The sequence below is a fragment of the Pseudomonas sp. GW822-FHT07A10 genome, assembly GCF_058798795.1.
This window is the reverse complement of sequence record NZ_JBXAKV010000009.1, coordinates 41,609-59,455: the sequence shown is the minus strand read 5'-3', so window position 1 is coordinate 59,455 and position 17,847 is coordinate 41,609. Positions and strand designations below refer to the sequence as shown.

The 17,847-nt window shown below is 57.1% G+C and carries 12 protein-coding genes; 4 read left to right on the top strand and 8 right to left on the bottom strand.

The genetic code is table 11. From position 1 onward, the window contains the following. Window positions 1-22 precede the first annotated feature (22 nt). The 3 genes from AC1RL4_RS16405 (at window position 23) to yjiA (ending at window position 3,386) form a co-directional block, all read left to right on the top strand. A complete protein-coding gene (locus tag AC1RL4_RS16405; protein ID WP_019581285.1) occupies window positions 23-2,089 on the top strand; it encodes a carbon starvation CstA family protein in 2,067 nt (688 codons plus the stop codon). A gap of 15 nt (window positions 2,090-2,104) precedes the next feature. Continuing rightward, window positions 2,105-2,302, top strand: coding sequence for a YbdD/YjiX family protein (locus tag AC1RL4_RS16400; protein WP_007937254.1), 198 nt, complete (start codon window positions 2,105-2,107; stop codon window positions 2,300-2,302). Window positions 2,303-2,423: 121 nt separating this feature from the next. Continuing rightward, the gene (gene yjiA / locus AC1RL4_RS16395) at window positions 2,424-3,386 is read left to right on the top strand and encodes a GTPase (RefSeq protein WP_204124862.1); all 963 of its coding nucleotides are present in this window, start codon (window positions 2,424-2,426) and stop codon (window positions 3,384-3,386) included. Window positions 3,387-3,458: 72 nt separating this feature from the next. On the opposite strand, the gene lanM is transcribed toward yjiA, so the two are convergent. From lanM to AC1RL4_RS16355, 8 genes are all read right to left on the bottom strand, one after another. After that, entirely contained in the window at window positions 3,459-6,545 is a 3,087-nt protein-coding gene (gene lanM, locus AC1RL4_RS16390; RefSeq protein WP_230173136.1) for a type 2 lanthipeptide synthetase LanM, read from the bottom strand. Between the two features lie 121 nt (window positions 6,546-6,666). Continuing rightward, a complete protein-coding gene (locus AC1RL4_RS16385) occupies window positions 6,667-6,819 on the bottom strand; it encodes a hypothetical protein (protein WP_019581282.1) in 153 nt (50 codons plus the stop codon). Between the two features lie 176 nt (window positions 6,820-6,995). Continuing rightward, window positions 6,996-7,139, bottom strand: a complete 144-nt coding sequence (locus AC1RL4_RS16380; RefSeq protein ID WP_169342470.1) for a hypothetical protein — start codon at window positions 7,137-7,139, stop codon at window positions 6,996-6,998. A gap of 297 nt (window positions 7,140-7,436) precedes the next feature. After that, a complete protein-coding gene (locus AC1RL4_RS16375) occupies window positions 7,437-8,132 on the bottom strand; it encodes a GntR family transcriptional regulator (protein ID WP_026331861.1) in 696 nt (231 codons plus the stop codon). Window positions 8,133-8,175: 43 nt separating this feature from the next. After that, on the bottom strand, window positions 8,176-8,880 hold the full coding sequence (locus AC1RL4_RS16370; protein ID WP_019581280.1) for a FadR/GntR family transcriptional regulator: 705 nt from the start codon (window positions 8,878-8,880) through the stop codon (window positions 8,176-8,178). Window positions 8,881-8,933: 53 nt separating this feature from the next. Next, entirely contained in the window at window positions 8,934-10,247 is a 1,314-nt protein-coding gene (locus tag AC1RL4_RS16365) for a C4-dicarboxylate transporter DctA (RefSeq protein WP_018925865.1), read from the bottom strand. A gap of 255 nt (window positions 10,248-10,502) precedes the next feature. Continuing rightward, a complete protein-coding gene (glyA, locus tag AC1RL4_RS16360; protein ID WP_019581278.1) occupies window positions 10,503-11,756 on the bottom strand; it encodes a serine hydroxymethyltransferase in 1,254 nt (417 codons plus the stop codon). Window positions 11,757-12,003: 247 nt separating this feature from the next. Continuing rightward, on the bottom strand, window positions 12,004-15,852 hold the full coding sequence (locus tag AC1RL4_RS16355) for a sensor domain-containing protein (protein WP_028938877.1): 3,849 nt from the start codon (window positions 15,850-15,852) through the stop codon (window positions 12,004-12,006). A gap of 286 nt (window positions 15,853-16,138) precedes the next feature. Between AC1RL4_RS16355 and ettA the strand changes: the two genes are divergently transcribed. After that, window positions 16,139-17,803 carry an energy-dependent translational throttle protein EttA gene (ettA, locus tag AC1RL4_RS16350; protein WP_018925869.1) on the top strand — a complete coding sequence of 555 codons (1,665 nt, stop codon included), beginning with the start codon at window positions 16,139-16,141 and terminating at the stop codon, window positions 17,801-17,803. The last annotated feature ends 44 nt before the right edge of the window (window positions 17,804-17,847 follow it).

Genomic DNA, 17,847 nt, shown 5'->3' with positions numbered 1-17,847 from the left:
CCACTCTGGCTGGAATCATAAAATGAAAAATAATAATAGCCCGCTACGCCACTTACCCTGGCTGCTGCTGGCAGTCGTAGGAGCGTGCGCCCTGGGCGTAGTGGCATTGCGCCGAGGCGAGGCGATCAACGCCTTGTGGATCGTTGTCGCAGCCGTCGCTATCTATCTTGTCGCATATCGCTACTACAGCTTGTTCATCGCTAACAATGTGATGCAACTCGATTCGCGTCGGGCTACACCTGCCGTGATCAACAATGACGGTCTGGACTACGTGCCGACCAACAAACACATTCTTTTCGGCCACCACTTCGCGGCCATCGCCGGCGCGGGGCCGCTGGTCGGTCCGGTGTTGGCGGCGCAGATGGGGTACCTGCCCGGTACGCTGTGGCTGATTGCCGGTGTGGTGCTGGCCGGTGCGGTTCAGGACTTCATGGTCCTGTTCATGTCCACCCGCCGCAACGGCCGTTCCCTGGGCGACATGGTCCGTGAAGAAATGGGCCGCATCCCCGGAACCATCGCGCTGTTCGGCTGCTTCCTGATCATGATCATCATCCTCGCGGTGCTGGCGCTGATCGTGGTCAAGGCCCTGGCCGAAAGCCCTTGGGGCATTTTCACGGTGATGGCGACCATTCCGATCGCGATGTTCATGGGCATCTACATGCGCTACATCCGCCCGGGCCGCATCGGTGAAATCTCGGTGATCGGCGTGGCGTTGCTGCTGGGTTCGATCTGGCTCGGCGGGCAGATCGCCGCTGACCCGGTCTGGGCCAAGGCGTTCAGCTTTACCGGGGTCCAGATCACCTGGATGCTGATCGGCTACGGTTTCGTGGCAGCCGTGTTGCCGGTGTGGCTGATTCTGGCGCCACGTGACTACCTGTCGACTTTCCTCAAAATCGGCACCATCGTCGCACTGGCGATCGGTATTCTGATCACCATGCCCGAGCTGAAAATGCCGGCATTGACCCAGTTCATCGACGGCACCGGGCCGGTGTGGAAGGGTGGGCTGTTCCCGTTCCTGTTCATCACCATCGCCTGTGGCGCAGTGTCGGGTTTCCATGCGCTGATCTCCTCCGGCACCACGCCGAAGCTGCTGGATAACGAAGTCAACGCTCGCTACATCGGTTACGGCGGCATGCTGATGGAATCCTTCGTGGCGATCATGGCGATGGTTGCCGCTTCGGTGATCGAACCGGGCGTGTACTTCGCCATGAACAGCCCGGCCGCGGTCGTCGGCGGTGATGTGGTGGCGGTAGCGACAGCGGTCAGCAACTGGGGCTTTGCCATCACGCCGGAAGCGTTGCAAGCGGTAGCCAAGGACATCGGTGAAACCACCGTCCTGGCCCGTGCCGGCGGTGCGCCGACCCTGGCGGTCGGTATCGCACAGATTCTGCACAGCGTGCTGCCGGGTGAAAACACCATGGCGTTCTGGTACCACTTTGCGATCCTGTTCGAAGCATTGTTCATCCTGACTGCCGTCGACGCCGGTACCCGTGCCGGACGTTTCATGCTGCAGGACTTACTCGGCTCCTTCGTACCGGCGCTGAGACGCACCGAATCCTGGACCGCCAACCTGATCGCCACCGCCGGTTGTGTGGCGATGTGGGGCTACCTGCTGTACCAAGGCGTGATCGACCCGTTGGGTGGCATCAACACCTTGTGGCCGCTGTTCGGTATCTCCAACCAGATGCTGGCTGGTATCGCGTTGATGCTGGCAACTGTCGTGCTGATCAAAATGAAACGCCAACGCTACATCTGGGTCACCATGCTGCCAGCCGTGTGGCTGCTGATCTGCACCACTACCGCAGGCTTCATCAAGCTGTTCGACGCCAACCCGGCGATCGGTTTCCTGTCGCTGGCGAAGAAGTACAGCGATGCCCTGGCCGGAGGGCAGATCCTTGCGCCTGCCAAGAGCATCGAGCAGATGCAGCACGTGATCTACAACGCTTATACCAACGCAACGCTGACCGCACTGTTCCTGTTCGTGGTGTTCAGCATCCTGTTCTATGCGCTCAAGGTCGGCATTGCCGCCTGGGGCACCAAAGAACGCACGGATAAAGAGTCGCCATTCCAGGCTCAGCCGGATGCGTAACCTGAGGATTGCACCATGTTCAATGACCTGAGTCGCCTCGGTAAATACCTCGGTCAGGCCGCACGCCTGATGGTCGGCATGCCCGACTACGACAACTACGTCGAGCATATGCAAACCAAACACCCGGACAAACCGGTGATGAGTTACGAGGCGTTCTTTCGGGAGCGCCAGGAGGCTCGTTACGGCGGCAAGGGTGGACCGAAGTGCTGTTGATGTATGCGGTTTAGGTAACACACCACTGTAGGAGCACGGCTTGTCGGCGAAGGCGATCTTCAAGATGCTTTCGCCGGCAAACCTGGCTCCTACAGTTTTTTTGCGTCCGGGAGATCTTATTTTGTTAGCGCCAATCCCTGTCACGATCCTCAGCGGCTTTCTCGGCGCTGGTAAAACCACCTTGTTGCGCCACCTGCTCAAAGCCGAGCACGGCCTGAAAATCGCCGTGATCGAAAACGAGTTCAGTGACGCCGGCATCGACACCCAACTATTGGGCGACGAGCCCGTGCAAGTGATGACGCTGTCCAACGGCTGCGTCTGCTGCACCATCCACACCGATTTGACCAAAGCGCTGTACCTGCTACTGGAGCGCCTGGACAGTGGCGAAATCGCCTTTGACCGCCTGGTGATCGAATGCACCGGTCTGGCCGACCCGGCCCCGGTGGCACAAACCTTTTTTATCGATGAAGAGCTGCGCGAGCGCTACATCCTCGACGGCATCATCACCCTGGTGGACGCGGCTCATGCCGAACTGCACCTGACCCAGACCATTGCCCAGGCGCAGATCGGTTTTGCCGACCGCTTGCTGGTGAGCAAACGCGACCTGGTGGATGAGCCGACCTTCACTGCCCTCAGCGAACGCCTGACCCGCATCAACCGTCGTGCACCGATTCGTGTGGTTGACCACGGCAAGATTGATCTGGCCGAGCTGCTCGATGTGCGTGGCTTCAACCTCAATGCCGACCTCGGTGGTGGTGTGAGTTTACGCCCGGTGAGCAAGGCGCCCTCCATCGACCGTATTTCCAGCCTGGTGCTGCGTACCGACAAGCCGCTGGATATCGACAAGCTCAGCGAGTTCATGAACGAACTGCTCGAAGAGCATGGCAAGCAACTGCTGCGTTACAAGGGCGTGCTGAACATTGCCGGCGAGGACCGGCGTCTGGTGTTTCAGGGAGTTTTGAAACTCTATGGTTTTGATTGGGACACCGAATGGGCCGAGGGGGAGAGGCGCGATAGTGTGATGGTGTTTATTGCCGATGACTTGCCGGAAGAGAAGATTCGGGCAGGGTTTTCCATGCTTTGATCCGCCAGGTTTTCGCACAAAAAACCGGCCTGAGTGATCGCCGGTTTTTTGAGCTGCCGTTGTCAGGTGTGCCTATGCCGGCACGCTGAAGTCGAGCGACAGTATGTTGGGAATCGTCGGGTCAACGGAATATAGCAAGGCATACCCGACACCTGATATCCCCGTCAGTAGACTGATGTCGGGAACCTGATCGCTGCTGAGAAAATTGCCCTCGAAAAAGTTATGGGCGACTTGTTCAAATGCTTTTTCAACTCTGGTGACGCCCTCGTGATTGCCTGAATCCCGGTACCAATCGTACAAGCAGATCAGATTGCCAAAGTCACCATGACACAAGCTATAACCGCTCCCAAGGCCATGACGCCAGAGATTGCTCTCGCACCTGGAAATATCCTCATCCACTTTCTGTCTGGTTGATGTCTCTAGGACCTCTCCCATCGACTTCAAGAGTTGTCGCCTGGCAATCAGAATTCCACCATCCCCGTGGCACCACTTGGTCAAATGCCCCGGATTCTCCTTGTCTCTCAAGTCCAGCCAGAACCCGTCACGAGTCAAGCGGTTTTCGCTCTCGAACACCTCAATGGCCAAGGGCACCAGAGACCTGTCGTAAGTCACGTCATAGGCTTTGCACAAGGCATGGAGCACTCCCGAGAGCCCGTGGGACAGGCCTGTCAAAATGACAGGCTGATCGTTGCGTCGGAAAAAACGGCCCTCTTCAATGATGAGCTCACTTTTTATGTAATCGACCATACGCCTGATGGCTGATAGCAGATCTTCTCGCGGATTCAATACATAGACATTTGCCATTAGCGTCACCGCGCCACAGCAGCCCGACAGAAAATCAAAGTCATAATCCTTGGGGGGGACTTCTATTATTCTGGTCAGTAAGTCTTCCAGTGTATCGTTATATTTTTGATCGCCGGTGATCTGCTGGCGGCTCAAGAGGAGGTAGATATAAGAGCCCAACCCATGAAATGCACTGACACTCGAGTCGCTCTTGAAATAACCGAATGATTCGGCCAGTGAGTGCAGCACTCGATCAGCGCAGGTCAAATAATGAGGTGTCCGGCTTACTTTGAATAGACTCAGATAAAACAGTCCAACCCCGGCGATCCCGGAATACAGGCCATTACCCATTGGGGAAAGATATTTTTTATGTGTCGTGGGGTGTGTATGGAAGGATAGCCATCTAATGTCCGCGCCCGCTTTCGTCACCGCGAGCTCCTCGACGCGGGAAGCGATTTTGATGATGTTTTCAAGACGATCAGTCGGTGCCGAACGTTCAGTTTTCGTATGAGTATGCGTGAGATTAAGAGGCTGAAGGTCATTTGGCTTTGGAAACAGACATGTTTCGAGAATAGTGCGTTGCAAGGCTTTATCCGCTAGAGACAAGCTGTCCATTTTTTTCAAGCAGCTTTCGTACGGCGGTCTTACTTGAGGTGTTTCGATTTTTTCACCGTGTGCACTCACTAGATAACGGGAGGTGAGGGGCATGGTAAAACACGGAATGCTTAACCTTTGCAGGTCCATTATTTCGTGCCGGGGAATGCCTATTGTAATGTAGGCATCTTTCAAATCTTTCCACAGGGTGGCGAGTAAGAGTTCTCTATCGAGCATGTTTTGCATAAAGCGTGGATGACGGCTCAGTCCGATAAAGTCGGCATAACGTTGGGTGTTTTTCACCAGTACACGGGTTGAGAGCTGTTCTGCAGATAGTTCAAGCATTCGAATAACGGTTTGCCGATGGGTCATTAACGCATCATAGGAAAGTTCAAAGCTCTCTAAGAAAGCTTCTTTATAATGCTCCAGCCCTTTTCGTTCATCGGCCAGCAGAGGCAGGTGTTTTTGCTGAAGGCAATGTTCTGTATTGATTTTGCGCAAATGGTAAAAGCCGTTTTCATGAACGAGCGATTTGCCAGTGGAGAGGAATCGCTCTTGTCGTGTCAACCCGCTCAAGTCGTTACCTGAACCTTGCGCGAAAGGTACAAAGCCGCTGGAAAAAACTGAATGCCGAGTCGACGTAAATGCCTTGAACAGAGCAGAGTCAGCCGGCAAGTCATAAAGCAGGTCGCTGATAGAAGCCGTAAACAAACATTCCAGGTCAATCATGACCGGGTTGCTTCCATGCGCAATAATGTTTTCGTGATGAAAGTCGATACCGTTCAAAGCATGGATAACGGCGATTTGTGCTCCCATTTTTCGGTAGAACAGTTCAACCTCCGCCAGGTTTGCACAGGGTAGGTTCTCGATTACCTCTATCCAGCTATGTTTTCCACGACTGACAATTCTGGGCGAATAAATAGAAAAACACTCAGCGCCTGTCTGCTCGTGCAGTTCACCAAGGAGACGATTGAAAAACAGTGCCTCCTGGCTCGCCCTTGGTTTGTATACCAGGGGCATTGCACCGACCTCAACCCGACAAACCGTTTCACCGCGGCCATGCGGGTCTCCCAGACCAAATTCGATAGCGCTTATTTTATCGCAGGGGATTGAAAACTCGTTTCGCAGAGATTCAACGTCGGCAGCGAAGTCGAGAATGACGGTATACAAATAGTCAATTGCATCCTCCAGCAGCCCAAACAATAAGCTCGCCAACACCGGGTAGGCTTCAAAAAATGTGCTGAGTGAAAGAGTTCTCAGTTGCTGGCTGAGTTCAGGCAATTCAACGTTGTTGCCTTGGGCAATCTGAGTGTTCAAATAGTGAACAAGGCTCTGTTCGGAGGTGCGGCTGATTCTGTCTAATATAAAATTTTCAACACTTGAAAGTAACGTTTGCTCACAGATGTGTGTCGACGCACTCAAGTAGCGTTCGTCTGTTTTGAAAGCATCTATAAAATAAAGGTAAAAGCGGTAGGCGAACCAATAGAAATTTTCACTGTTTTTTGGGGCTGGCTTCTCGTCGGTATTTATGGCGTCTAGTGCAGTTATTTTTTTTTGCAAAGAATTTAGTGATGCTTCACTGCTGCTGGGCAGCAGGTGCGTATTGGTGGGTTCTTCCACAAGCGAAGCCAATTCCTTCCGGTCCATTCCAAAATAATGCAGGACGGCCTGGTCGTCAATTTCATGCAGGCGGATCATGTTATTTCTGAAGTTGATAAGTTCATTTTCAGAAGAAAATCTGCGTTTACCTCGCTGACGCAACGTCAAGAAATTAGCCAACATGCCGAAACTCCCTGTATGGATCGAGCAGGCGTTGCCTGCTCGATCTTTTTATTGTTGATCACTTGACAGACTGACTGGCTGGTAATTTATCCAGGTCGGTCGTCGGTATAACGGCCAATGATCAAGGAATCGAACAACCCAGGCCTGTGCATTGCAAGGTGCCACAGTCAAGAATGGTGGTGCCCATTGCTTCAATGTTGTCTTTGTCGCAAGACTGGTACGCTTCAAAGTCGCGATCAAAATCGCCGGACATATTTAGAATCTGCTCGTTCATAGTGTTATTCTCATTGTTGGTCAGGTACTAAATGCAGTGAGCAACGGTCAGCCGGATACCGGTAATTACCTTTGGCTACATTGTATTCAGAGTTTTTATAGGGCTGAGCTGCTTTTATCTAAAAGAAGATTTACGCGGAGGCGTATTTCTGGCTTTAGACAGGCTCTGCCACAGTTTTAGCACAGAATGGCGGTGCAGTTTTCGGTGCCACACTCGACGATTGTCAGTGCTGCCGATTCAATGCCGTTTCGGCTGACTTGTTGATAGGCTTCGAACTCGCTATCGAAGTCGCCGGACATGGCCATAAGTATCTCGCTCATCATGTTCCTCTTTTTATTAACCACCGGTATGGTGTGCGAAAAAAGTTAACATGCTCCGGGCGGGACACCAATACGTAGCTTATAACCTCATATTTCAGTTGTTGATTGTCAGGTTGTAATTTTCAGGGCGTGTTGGGTGTCGTGCTGTAATGATTTCAGGGTGATATTCAAGTGGTCTGAATAACTGGCTGAAGAAAATATGAGTTTGTTTATATCGAATTCGCAACAAATAGTATGATTGTTTCGCGTCATGACTGGGGCGAAACATTAATAACTACGTGTCAGCCCCGATCTTTATCATGTCTGGAATAGTTGTTTCTCCAATTTATCGAGGTGCGTGTTCATCAGCCTGACCGCAGCCGACACATCGCGGCGCTCAACCGCATCGACTATCGCCCCGTGTGATTGCCATGCATCGTGATCATTCCACGGAACTTCACACTGCGCGATTGCCAGGGAAATCGGTGGTACCAGGCTTCCGAGAAACCAGGCCAGTGGAACGTTGCCGACGAATTCAGCCAATAGCAGGTGAAATTCACCGGACAGGCGAAGCGTCGGTCCACGCAACCCACGCTCGGCGGATTCGCGCTCTCTGGCAACCAGGTCACGTAAATGTCGCAACTGTGTTGATTGTGGTTGTTGGCAAGCCAGCCGGATCAAGGTGGATTCGGTCAGGCGTCGAGCATGGAGCGTCTGGCGGGTCCGCTCAGCATCTGGCGCCGCCACTTGAGGTCGATGATTGGGCAGCAGCAAGATCACCTGCTGCTGAGACAATCTCGCAAGTACCTGGCGAATGATGTTGCGATTCACGCCGAACATCTGGCCCAGGCTCGCTTCGGTAAAACGACTGTCAGTGTCGATACGCCGTTCAAGAATCGCGTCGAAAACCCGCGGGTAGATGTTGTCCACCAGATGGGTTTTCTCCTCTGCTCGGCGACGGCGTAGGGTCACGGGGAAAGTGAGGTGCTGTGAATTCAAGGCGCAGCTGGCCATGGCCTGTCTCCAGTCCGGTTGCCGAAATGAAAGTGAAAGAGGTTCAGTTGTGCATATGGTCGTCCGGGATGTTCAATTCGATGCCCATCCGTTGGCTTTCCCGAAGGATGTGCCGACGCATTTCGGCGCTGGCCTGGGCGCTGTTTTTGCTGCGGATCGCTCGTACCATGGCTTCGCTTTCTTCAAGGCGCTCAGCCAAGTGCTCCGGAGAATTGCGCAGCACGTCGGCGCTTTGCTTGAGGGCATTGCTGGTCTGCTGCACCACGCTCTGGAAAATCGGGTTCGAGGTCAGGGTGAACAACTCTTCGTGGAACGCGATGTAGGCGTTCACACCGGCTTCGCTGTCATTGGCTTCCAGGGCTTCGCGCATGTCCATCAGGGTCAGGCGCAGTTGCCCGACTTCCTTGCTGCTGATGGACTGTGCCACCAGGCCGACGATGAACGGTTCGAGGGTGTAGCGCAGTTGCAGCACGTCTTCCAGGCTGGCCCCGGCGACCGCGCTGTCGTGGCTTTGGCTGTCGCTGAGATTGGCCTCCAGCACCACCACGCCTTTGCCCGGCATCGAGCGCACCAGCCCGAGGGTTTCCAGCACGATCACCGCTTCGCGCAGGCTTGGGCGGCTGATGCCCAGTTGTTCGGCCAGTTCACGCTGGCCCGGCAGCATGTCGCCGGAACGCCACTGACCGCGGGCCAGCGCGGCCCGAAGTTTTTCTACCACTGAATTTACGACGGTTGACGAGGTAATCACTGTTCGCTCCAAATCGCGATAAATGTGCCTGCCTGTGGGCAGGCACACGTTGTTTAAAATTCCTGCTGATGTGCCGGGACCACCGGTTTTCTCGGCTGGAAGGTATAACCCACCTGGCCGGACAGCACTTTGTTTGCCCGTTGGATATCGATGTCCTTTTCCCAGCGGGCAATGGCCACCGTGGCGACGCAGTTACCAATCAGATTGGTCAGTGCCCGGCCGATGCCCATGAACCAGTCCACCGCCAGCACCAGCACCAGGCCCACCACCGGAATTGCCGGGATCGCCGTCAGGGTGGCGGCGAGAATCACCAGCGCCGAGCCGGGAATCCCGTGGGCACCTTTGGAGGTGATCAGTGACACCAGCAGAATCGTCAGCAGGTCAGTCATGGCCAGCGGCGTGCCGGTGGCATTGGCGATGAACACAATGGCCAGGGTCAGGTAGATCGAAAAACCATCAAGGTTGAACGAATACCCGGTCGGAATCACCAGCCCGACCGTAGAGCTGCCGATGCCCAGATGCTCAAGCTTGCGCATGATTTGTGGCAGCACGGCGTCGGAAGAAGCGGTGCCCATGACGATCAGCAGTTCTTCACGCAGGTACTTGAGCAGTGGCCACATCCGCAGACCCGAGAGGCGCATCACCAGGCCGAGAATCAGCGCCACGAATGCTGCGCAGGTCAGGTAAAACAGGCCGACCAGGCTACCCAGGTGTTGCAGCGAGTCCAGGCCATATTTGCTGGTGGTGAAGGCGATGGCGCCGAAGACGCCAATCGGTGCCAGGCGCACGATCATGCCCATGATGCGGAAGATCACATGGCTCAGCTCGTTGATCAGCCGGGAAATACCCGACGCCGCTTCACCCACCAGATTCAACGCGCTGCCGAACAGCACCGAAAACAGCAGGACTTGCAGGATGTTGTTGTCGGCGAAGGCACCGATCACCGACGTCGGAATCAGGTCCATCAAGAACTGCGTGGTGGTGTGCATGTGCTGACCGCGCTGGGCGATGTCGCCCATGTCGGCGGCGGAGAGTTGCTCCAGATGAATGTTCGCGCCGCTGCCTATACCGGTGGTGAAGGCGAACACCAGGCCGATCACCAGGGCGATGGTGGTCAGTATTTCGAAGTAGATGACCGATTTGAGGCCGATGCGTCCGACCTTCTTCAGGTCACCGGCACCGCTGATGCCGCTGACCACTACGCAAAACACGATCAGGCCAATGAGCATCTTGATCAGTTTGATGAAGCCGTCGCCAAGGGGTTTGAGTTGGGCGGAGTATTCGGGAAGGGTCAGCCCGCAGACGATGCCGAGCACCAGTCCGAGAACCACTTGAAGGAAGATTGAACGCGAGCACCATCTGAGCATGGGAGGAATCCTGGTCGGTGTCCTGGCTGCCGTGCGCCAAGCGCATCAGATTCAGGACTTAATTATTGTGGTCTTACCGGTATGTCCAGTGCAGGCGCAGTCTACGCTGGATTTTTTCAGGATTACAAGGGGACGCAGCAAAATTGGCATGACCGGTCTGACCAGTGGTGCCAACCCCCATTGATCTTTATGGCGGACGAAAAAAAACCGGCCATCACTGGCCGGTTTTTTCATTGCTGCGGTTTAGCGGGGCAATTAAGCGCCGTACACCGGCAGTTTCTTGCAGATGGCCTTGACCTTCTCACGAACGGCGTCGATCACCGCTTCGTTGTTCAGGTCAGCCAGGATGTCGCAGATCCAGCCGGCCAGCTCTTTGCACTCTGCTTCCTTGAAGCCGCGAGTGGTCACAGCCGGGGTACCGAAACGCAGGCCGGAGGTGACGAACGGGGAGCGTGGATCGTTCGGTACCGAGTTCTTGTTCACGGTGATGAACGCTTTGCCCAGTGCAGCGTCGGCGTCTTTACCGGAGATTTCCTGCTTGATCAGCGACAGCAGGAACAGGTGGTTCTGAGTACCGCCCGACACCACGTCGAAACCGCGCTCGATGAACACGCCGGCCATGGCCTGGGCGTTTTTCACCACTTGTTGCTGGTAGGCCTTGAACTCAGGCTGCAGCGCTTCCTTGAAGCAGATCGCCTTGGCAGCGATCACGTGCTCCAGCGGGCCGCCCTGGGCACCCGGGAATACTGCGGAGTTCAGCTTCTTCTCGATGTCGGCGTTGGCGCGAGCCAGGATCAGGCCGCCACGTGGACCGCGCAGGGTCTTGTGGGTGGTGGTGGTCACCACGTCAGCGAAAGGCACCGGGTTCGGGTAGACGCCAGCGGCGACCAGACCGGCCACGTGGGCCATGTCGACGAACAGGTAAGCACCAACCTTGTCAGCGATAGCGCGGAAGCGTGGGAAGTCCAGGATCTGCGAGTAAGCCGAGAAACCGGCCACGATCATTTTCGGCTTGTGCTCGACCGCCAGACGCTCGACTTCGTCGTAGTCGATCAGGCCGTTGCTGTCGATGCCGTACTGCACGGCGTTGTACAGCTTGCCGGAGGACGAAACGCTGGCACCGTGGGTCAGGTGACCGCCGTGAGCCAGGCTCATGCCCAGAATGGTGTCGCCCGCTTGCAGCAGGGCCAGGTAAACGGCGCTGTTGGCTTGCGAACCGGCGTGCGGCTGAACGTTGGCGTAATCGGCGCCGAACAGTTCCTTGGCTCGATCAATTGCAAGCTGCTCGACGATGTCGACGAACTCGCAACCACCGTAGTAGCGCTTGCCTGGGTAACCTTCGGCGTACTTGTTGGTCAATACCGAGCCTTGAGCTTCCATCACCGCAGGGCTGGTGTAGTTTTCCGAAGCGATCAGCTCAATGTGTTCTTCCTGACGCTGAGCTTCTTGCTCCATGGCGGCAAAGAGATCGGCGTCGTACTTGGCAATAGTCAAATCACGGCTGAACATGGCGGTCCTCAAGGATCGGGGGCAGAAAAGGGAGGCATTCTAACCCAACCGCTTTTAGATGGCATATGAAAGGACATCATGTCGCAGACAAGTGGGCTTCATGACGGGATCAGCGGTGATCGTGCGGGCCTCATCGCGGGCAAACCCGCTCCCACAGGGATCTTCAGTGGTCAAAAATCTTGGGTTCACCCAAAAAACTGTGGGAGCGGGCTTGCCCGCGATGGGGCCGTCCGCAGCACTCTGAAACTCAGTCGAACATGAACAACGCATCATTGCTGAACTGCGCTTCGAACCGGCCGGCCGGCATCGGGCGGCCGAACAGGTAGCCCTGAACCTCATCGCAACCATGCTCGCGCAGGAAGTCGAGCTGTTCGTGGGTTTCTACACCCTCGGCGATTACCGCCAGATTGAGGCTGTGGGCCATGGCGATGATCGCCCGGGCAATCTGCGCATCCTGCTCGCCCGACGGCAGGCCATCAACGAAGGTGCGGTCGATTTTCAGCACATCGATCGGGAATTGCTTGAGGTAGTTGAGCGATGAATAACCGGTGCCGAAGTCGTCGACCGCAATGCTCAGGCCGAGGTTTTTCAGTCCGGCGAGGATTTGCATCGCCTCGCTGACTTCGCGCATCAGGATACTTTCGGTCAGCTCCAGCTCCAGGCACGCCGGCGGCAGGCCGGTTTCCCTGAGGATGGTGGCGATCCGCGTGCCGAGCTGCCCGTCGGAGAACTGCCGGGCCGAAATATTCACCGAGACCTTCGGCACCCGCACCTTGGCCTGGTGCCAGGTCTTGAGCTGACGGCAAGCCTCACCGATCACCCAGTCGCCGACATCCACCACCAGCCCGAGCTCTTCGAGCACCGGAATGAAATCTCCCGGCGGCACCAGACCGCGGCGCGGATGGCGCCAGCGCAGCAGGGCTTCGGCGCCGGTCAGGCGTTTGCCGTCGCCGCTGAATTGCGGCTGGTAGTACAGCACGAATTCGTTTTGTTCCAGGGCGTGGCGCAAGTCGCTTTCCAGTTCCAGACGCTCCAGGGCGCTGGCGTTCATGTCGGCCTGGTAGAACTGGAAGTTGTTCTTGCCGCGCTCCTTGGCGTGGTACATCGCGGTGTCGGCGTTCTTCATCAGCTGACTGAGTTCGCTACCGTCCTGAGGACTCAGGGCGATGCCGATACTGGCGGTGACGAAGAACTCGCGACCTTCGAGCACGAACGGCTTCACCAGGCTGGCGAGGATCTGTTCGGCCACGTGAATGGCTCGGTTCAGCGCGATCTCGCGGTTGACCCGGGGTTGCAGCAGCAATGTGAACTCATCACCGCCCATGCGCGCCACGGTGTCGTCATCGTCGACGCAGCCGAGCAGGCGCGTGGCCATTTCCTTGAGCATGCGGTCGCCGGCGGCATGGCCCAGGGAGTCGTTGATCGGCTTGAAGCGGTCCAGGTCGAGGAACATCAGCACCACCCAGGACTTCTGCCGTTCGGCCGATTGCAGTGCGGTGTGCAGGCGATCCTGGAACAGCGTGCGGTTGGGCAGGTGGGTCAGGGCGTCGTAATAGGCGAGGCGGTGAATCCGTTGCTCACTGGCCTTGCGTTCGCTGATGTCGCTGAAGAAACACACATAACTGGCCAGATCGCCTTCGTCGTCGAGCACCGCCGTAATCCCGACCCAGGCCGGGTAGTGCTCGCCGTTGCGACGCTTGAGCCAGACTTCGCCTTCCCAGGTGCTGTGCTGATGCAATTGCTTGAGCACGTAGCGCAGATGAGTTTCCTGCTGCTCGTCGACGGTGAGCATGTTCGGCAACTGATCGAGCACCTGGGACACCGCATAGCCGCTGACGCGACTGAAGGCCTCGTTGGCCTGGACGATGTAGCCGGCCGGGTCAGTGATCAGAATCGCCGAGGTCGAGTGCTCGAATACCGTGGCCGCCATGCGCAGGTCCTTCTCGGCCCGGCGTTGCTGGCTGATGTCGCGACCGACCCCGAGCACACCTTCGAAGGCGCCGTGTTCGTCCCAGACCAGCACCAGACGCAACTCGATAGGGATCTTGCGTCCATCGGCCCGCAGGCAGTCGAACAAAAACAGTTGGGTCTGCACCTGACTGCGCAGCAGTGTCAGTTGATCGGGTTTATCCAGCGCTTTGCTGACCCGGTCCATCAGGCTGTAGATGCCGCTCAGTTGTTGCGGGTTGGCGATGGTCGATTGCCAGCCGTTCTGGAATATCCAGTCGGCGTCGAAGCCCAGCACCGCTTGTACCGAAGGGCTGACGTAATTGAGCGCCATCTTGCTGTCAGTGGAGAAAATCACGTCGCTGATACTTTCAGCGAGCATCCGGTAGCGCTGCTCGCTGTCGCGCAGGGATTCACTGGCTTCGATCTGCTCGGTGATGTCCTTGGCCACGCCGATGATGCGCGTGACCTGATCGTGCTTGTCCCGCGCCAGGGCCTGTTCGCGAATATCGAAACGCCGCCATTTGCCATCGCGATGACGGAAGCGCAGCTGGCACTGCAGTAATTGGGTGTAACCCGCCTGACGCTGAGACTGGCGAGAGCGGTGGTAGTAGTCGGCATCTTCCGGGTGCAAGAGGATTTCCCAGAAGTACTCGCCCATCTGGTGCAGCTCGGTGCGGTTGTAACCCAGCGTCTGCCCAAGGTGATGGTTGCTGAAGATCATCCGCTGGCTGATCACGTCTTGCACATACAGGTGATCCGGCACGGTACGCACCACATCGGACCAGAATCCTTCGCGCTCCAGCAGCGAAAGCTCGATGAGTTTGCGGCTGGTGATGTCGCTGATGCTCAGGATCACCGCTCTATAGTCGGGCTGATCTTCCGGCAGGCGCAGCACGAGCCACAAGTGCTGGTCGCGGCCATTGGCGTCCTGAAGCTTGATTTCCAGTTCAAGTTGTTTCTGCTGGTGGAGCACCGCTTCGAGCACTTGATTGCCGATGGCCGTGCAGTCCAGTGGGCAGCCGTTGATCAGCAGTTTCCAGGCCTGATCGCAGGAATTGACGTTGAGCAGTTGCAGGGCGACCTGGTTGACTTCGGTGATGCGCAGTTCCTGCAACAATTGCTGGCGTTGCTCCGGTATCTCGAGCCAGGTTCTCAGCTGCTCGCTGTTGGTGAGTTGCGCCTTGTCGAAAAAACTTTTGAGTCCGGACAGGTCCAGCACGCACAGGGCAACGCCGGTGCCTTCGAAGATGTCCTGATAGCGTCGGCGGCCTTCATGCAGTTGGCGTTGGCGGCGACGAATGTTCAGCAAAGCGATGAACGGTAACAGCGAGAACGCCAGGCCCAGAAGGCATTTGCCGATGAACGCCGGCAGCATTTGTTCGATCACCCGTTGCCGGTCAAACAGCCCGCGCAGTTGCCAGTCGCTGCTGCTCAGGGGGACGATCAATACGCTGTTGGTCAGTTCGTCGGGTGTCAGCGCCGCGGGTTTGGCTGAAGGCAGGGCGTCATCGCGACTGATGATCTGATGATTGATGCGGTTTTCCACCAGCCACAGGGGGCGAAGGCCGGCGTCGCCCTGTTTGGTCAATGAAGAAAAAAATGTCGGTGTCAGGCGCAGGGCCCAGTAGCCGCGAGTGCTGCCGCTGGCCTGGTGCAGGAGCAGGTGCACCACCGAGCCGTCATCGGCATTGCTGAAATAGTGGGCCTGGGCGCGGCTGCGCTGGACCAGTTCGCTCAGGTAGTTGGCGTCCTGGCTGTCGACGGCGCTGTCACTCAGGATTTTCCCGGAGGGGCTGAGCAGCGCCAGGCTGCGCAGGTCGGGCAGCGACTGTTGCAGCTTGCGCAGCAATGCCTGCTGTTCGTCGGCGCTTTGCGGTTGTTCGACGATCGGTAGCAGATTAAGGGCGATCTGGGCGTTGAGCGCCATGTTGAGGCTGACTTGCGAAGCCAGGTCGGCGGTGTAGTCGATGGTGTACTGGCGCTGGTTTTTCTGGGTTTCGCGCAGTTGATCCAGCAACTGCCAGAACAGCAATGCGAGCAGCAACAGCACGAGAGTCGCCAGCGCGCCCTTCAAGCTTCCGCGCAGGGGCGAGCCGAGCCCAGGGTTGAGCACGCTCGCGGACGGTGGCGGAGTGACATTAGACAAACTGTAATCCTGCGGTTTGGCTGGACTGGCGCGGCGTGCACTATAAGCCGGACGCCCGAAGGGCGGCTAGCATGCCTTGAGTTGTGGCGAAGTGCCAGCCCCGCTCGGCTGGACTGCCTTCTGTCAATGAGGTAGCTTTGCCGGTTACGCGGGAGCGTTCCAGCTCCTAGACTCAGGTTTTTTTCAGCGCGCACGCCTTGATACCCATCAAACGAACGACGCGCATGGCCTGGCCGGGCATCGCCTGCGCTCCAATCATTCATCAGTCACTGACCCTAGGTTCTCCATGGCTCAATACGTCTTCACCATGCATCGGCTGGGCAAAGTTGTTCCGCCGAAGCGGGAAATCCTGAAAAACATTTCGCTGTCGTTCTTCCCCGGCGCCAAAATCGGCGTCCTCGGTCTCAACGGTTCGGGTAAGTCCACGCTGCTGAAAATCATGGCAGGCGTCGACACCGAGTTCGACGGTGAAGCCCGTCCGATGCCGGACCTGAACATCGGCTACCTGCCGCAAGAACCGATCCTGGACCCGACCAAGACCGTGCGTGAAGTGGTCGAGGAAGCGGTCAGCGTGATCAAGGACGCCCAGGCGCGTCTGGACGAGGTCTACGCGGCCTACGCCGATCCGGATGCCGACTTCGACAAGCTGGCTGCAGAGCAAGCCAAACTTGAAGCCATCCTGCAGGCCAGCGATGGCCACAACCTGGATCGCCAACTGGAAGTCGCTGCCGATGCGCTGCGTCTGCCGGCCTGGGATGCCAGGGTTGAACATCTTTCCGGTGGTGAAAAGCGTCGTGTGGCCCTGTGCCGCCTGCTGCTGTCCGCCCCGGACATGCTGCTGCTCGACGAACCAACCAACCACCTGGACGCCGACTCCGTCGCCTGGCTGGAGCACTTCCTGCACGATTTCCCGGGCACCGTGGTTGCGATCACGCACGACCGTTACTTCCTGGACAACGTTGCCGGCTGGATCCTCGAACTCGACCGCGGCGCCGGTATCCCGTACGAAGGCAACTATTCGGGTTGGCTCGAAGCCAAGTCCGATCGTCTGGCGGCCGAATCCAAGCAGCAATCGGCTCACGAAAAGGCCATGAAGGAAGAACTGGAGTGGGTGCGCAAAGGCGCCAAGGCCCGCCAGTCCAAGTCCAAGGCTCGTCTGCAACGCTTCGAAGAAATGCAGTCACAGGAATTCCAGAAGCGCAGCGAAACCAACGAGATCTACATCCCGGCCGGTCCACGCCTGGGCGACAAGGTCATCGAGTTCAAGAACGTCACCAAGGGCTACGGCGATCGCGTGTTGATCGACAACCTGTCGTTTTCCATGCCTAAAGGCGCCATCGTTGGCGTGATCGGCGGTAACGGTGCCGGTAAATCGACCCTGTTCCGCATGTTGATGGGCAAGGAAACGCCGGATTCGGGCAGCATCGAAGTCGGCGAAACCGTGCAACTGGCGTGCGTCGACCAGAGCCGCGAAGACCTGGATGGCAGCAAGACTGTGTTCCAGCAGATCTCCGACGGTTCCGACCAGATTCGCATCGGCAACTACGAGATCCCGTCGCGTACCTACGTCGGTCGTTTCAACTTCAAGGGTGGCGATCAGCAGAAGTTCGTCAAGGACCTGTCCGGTGGTGAGCGTGGTCGCTTGCACCTGGCCCTGACCCTGAAAGAGGGCGGCAACGTCCTGCTGCTCGACGAACCGTCCAACGACCTCGACGTTGAAACCCTGCGTTCCCTGGAAGAAGCCTTGCTGGACTTCCCGGGCGCCGCCATTGTGATCTCTCACGATCGGTGGTTCCTTGACCGCGTCGCGACTCACATCCTGGCGTACGAAGACGACTCGCAAGCGGTGTTCTTCGAAGGCAACTACACCGAGTACGAAGCCGATCGCAAGAAACGCCTCGGCGAAGCGGCCTCCCAGCCGCACCGGGTACGGCACAAGAAACTGGCCTGATTTCAGGTTGGTCGAAAAAAAAACGGAGCCTTCGGGGCTCCGTT

Excerpts from the sequence above, each read along its gene's own strand:
- AC1RL4_RS16365 (WP_018925865.1), bottom strand. The coding sequence starts at position 10,247 with ATGCTCAGATGGTGCTCGCGTTCAATCTTCCTTCAAGTGGTTCTCGGA.
- ettA (WP_018925869.1), top strand. The coding sequence starts at position 16,139 with ATGGCTCAATACGTCTTCACCATGCATCGGCTGGGCAAAGTTGTTCCG.
- AC1RL4_RS16385 (WP_019581282.1), bottom strand. The coding sequence starts at position 6,819 with ATGAACGAGCAGATTCTAAATATGTCCGGCGATTTTGATCGCGACTTT.
- AC1RL4_RS16400 (WP_007937254.1), top strand. The coding sequence starts at position 2,105 with ATGTTCAATGACCTGAGTCGCCTCGGTAAATACCTCGGTCAGGCCGCA.
- lanM (WP_230173136.1), bottom strand. The coding sequence starts at position 6,545 with ATGTTGGCTAATTTCTTGACGTTGCGTCAGCGAGGTAAACGCAGATTT.
- AC1RL4_RS16380 (WP_169342470.1), bottom strand. The coding sequence starts at position 7,139 with ATGAGCGAGATACTTATGGCCATGTCCGGCGACTTCGATAGCGAGTTC.
- AC1RL4_RS16375 (WP_026331861.1), bottom strand. The coding sequence starts at position 8,132 with ATGGCCAGCTGCGCCTTGAATTCACAGCACCTCACTTTCCCCGTGACC.
- AC1RL4_RS16405 (WP_019581285.1), top strand. The coding sequence starts at position 23 with ATGAAAAATAATAATAGCCCGCTACGCCACTTACCCTGGCTGCTGCTG.
- glyA (WP_019581278.1), bottom strand. The coding sequence starts at position 11,756 with ATGTTCAGCCGTGATTTGACTATTGCCAAGTACGACGCCGATCTCTTT.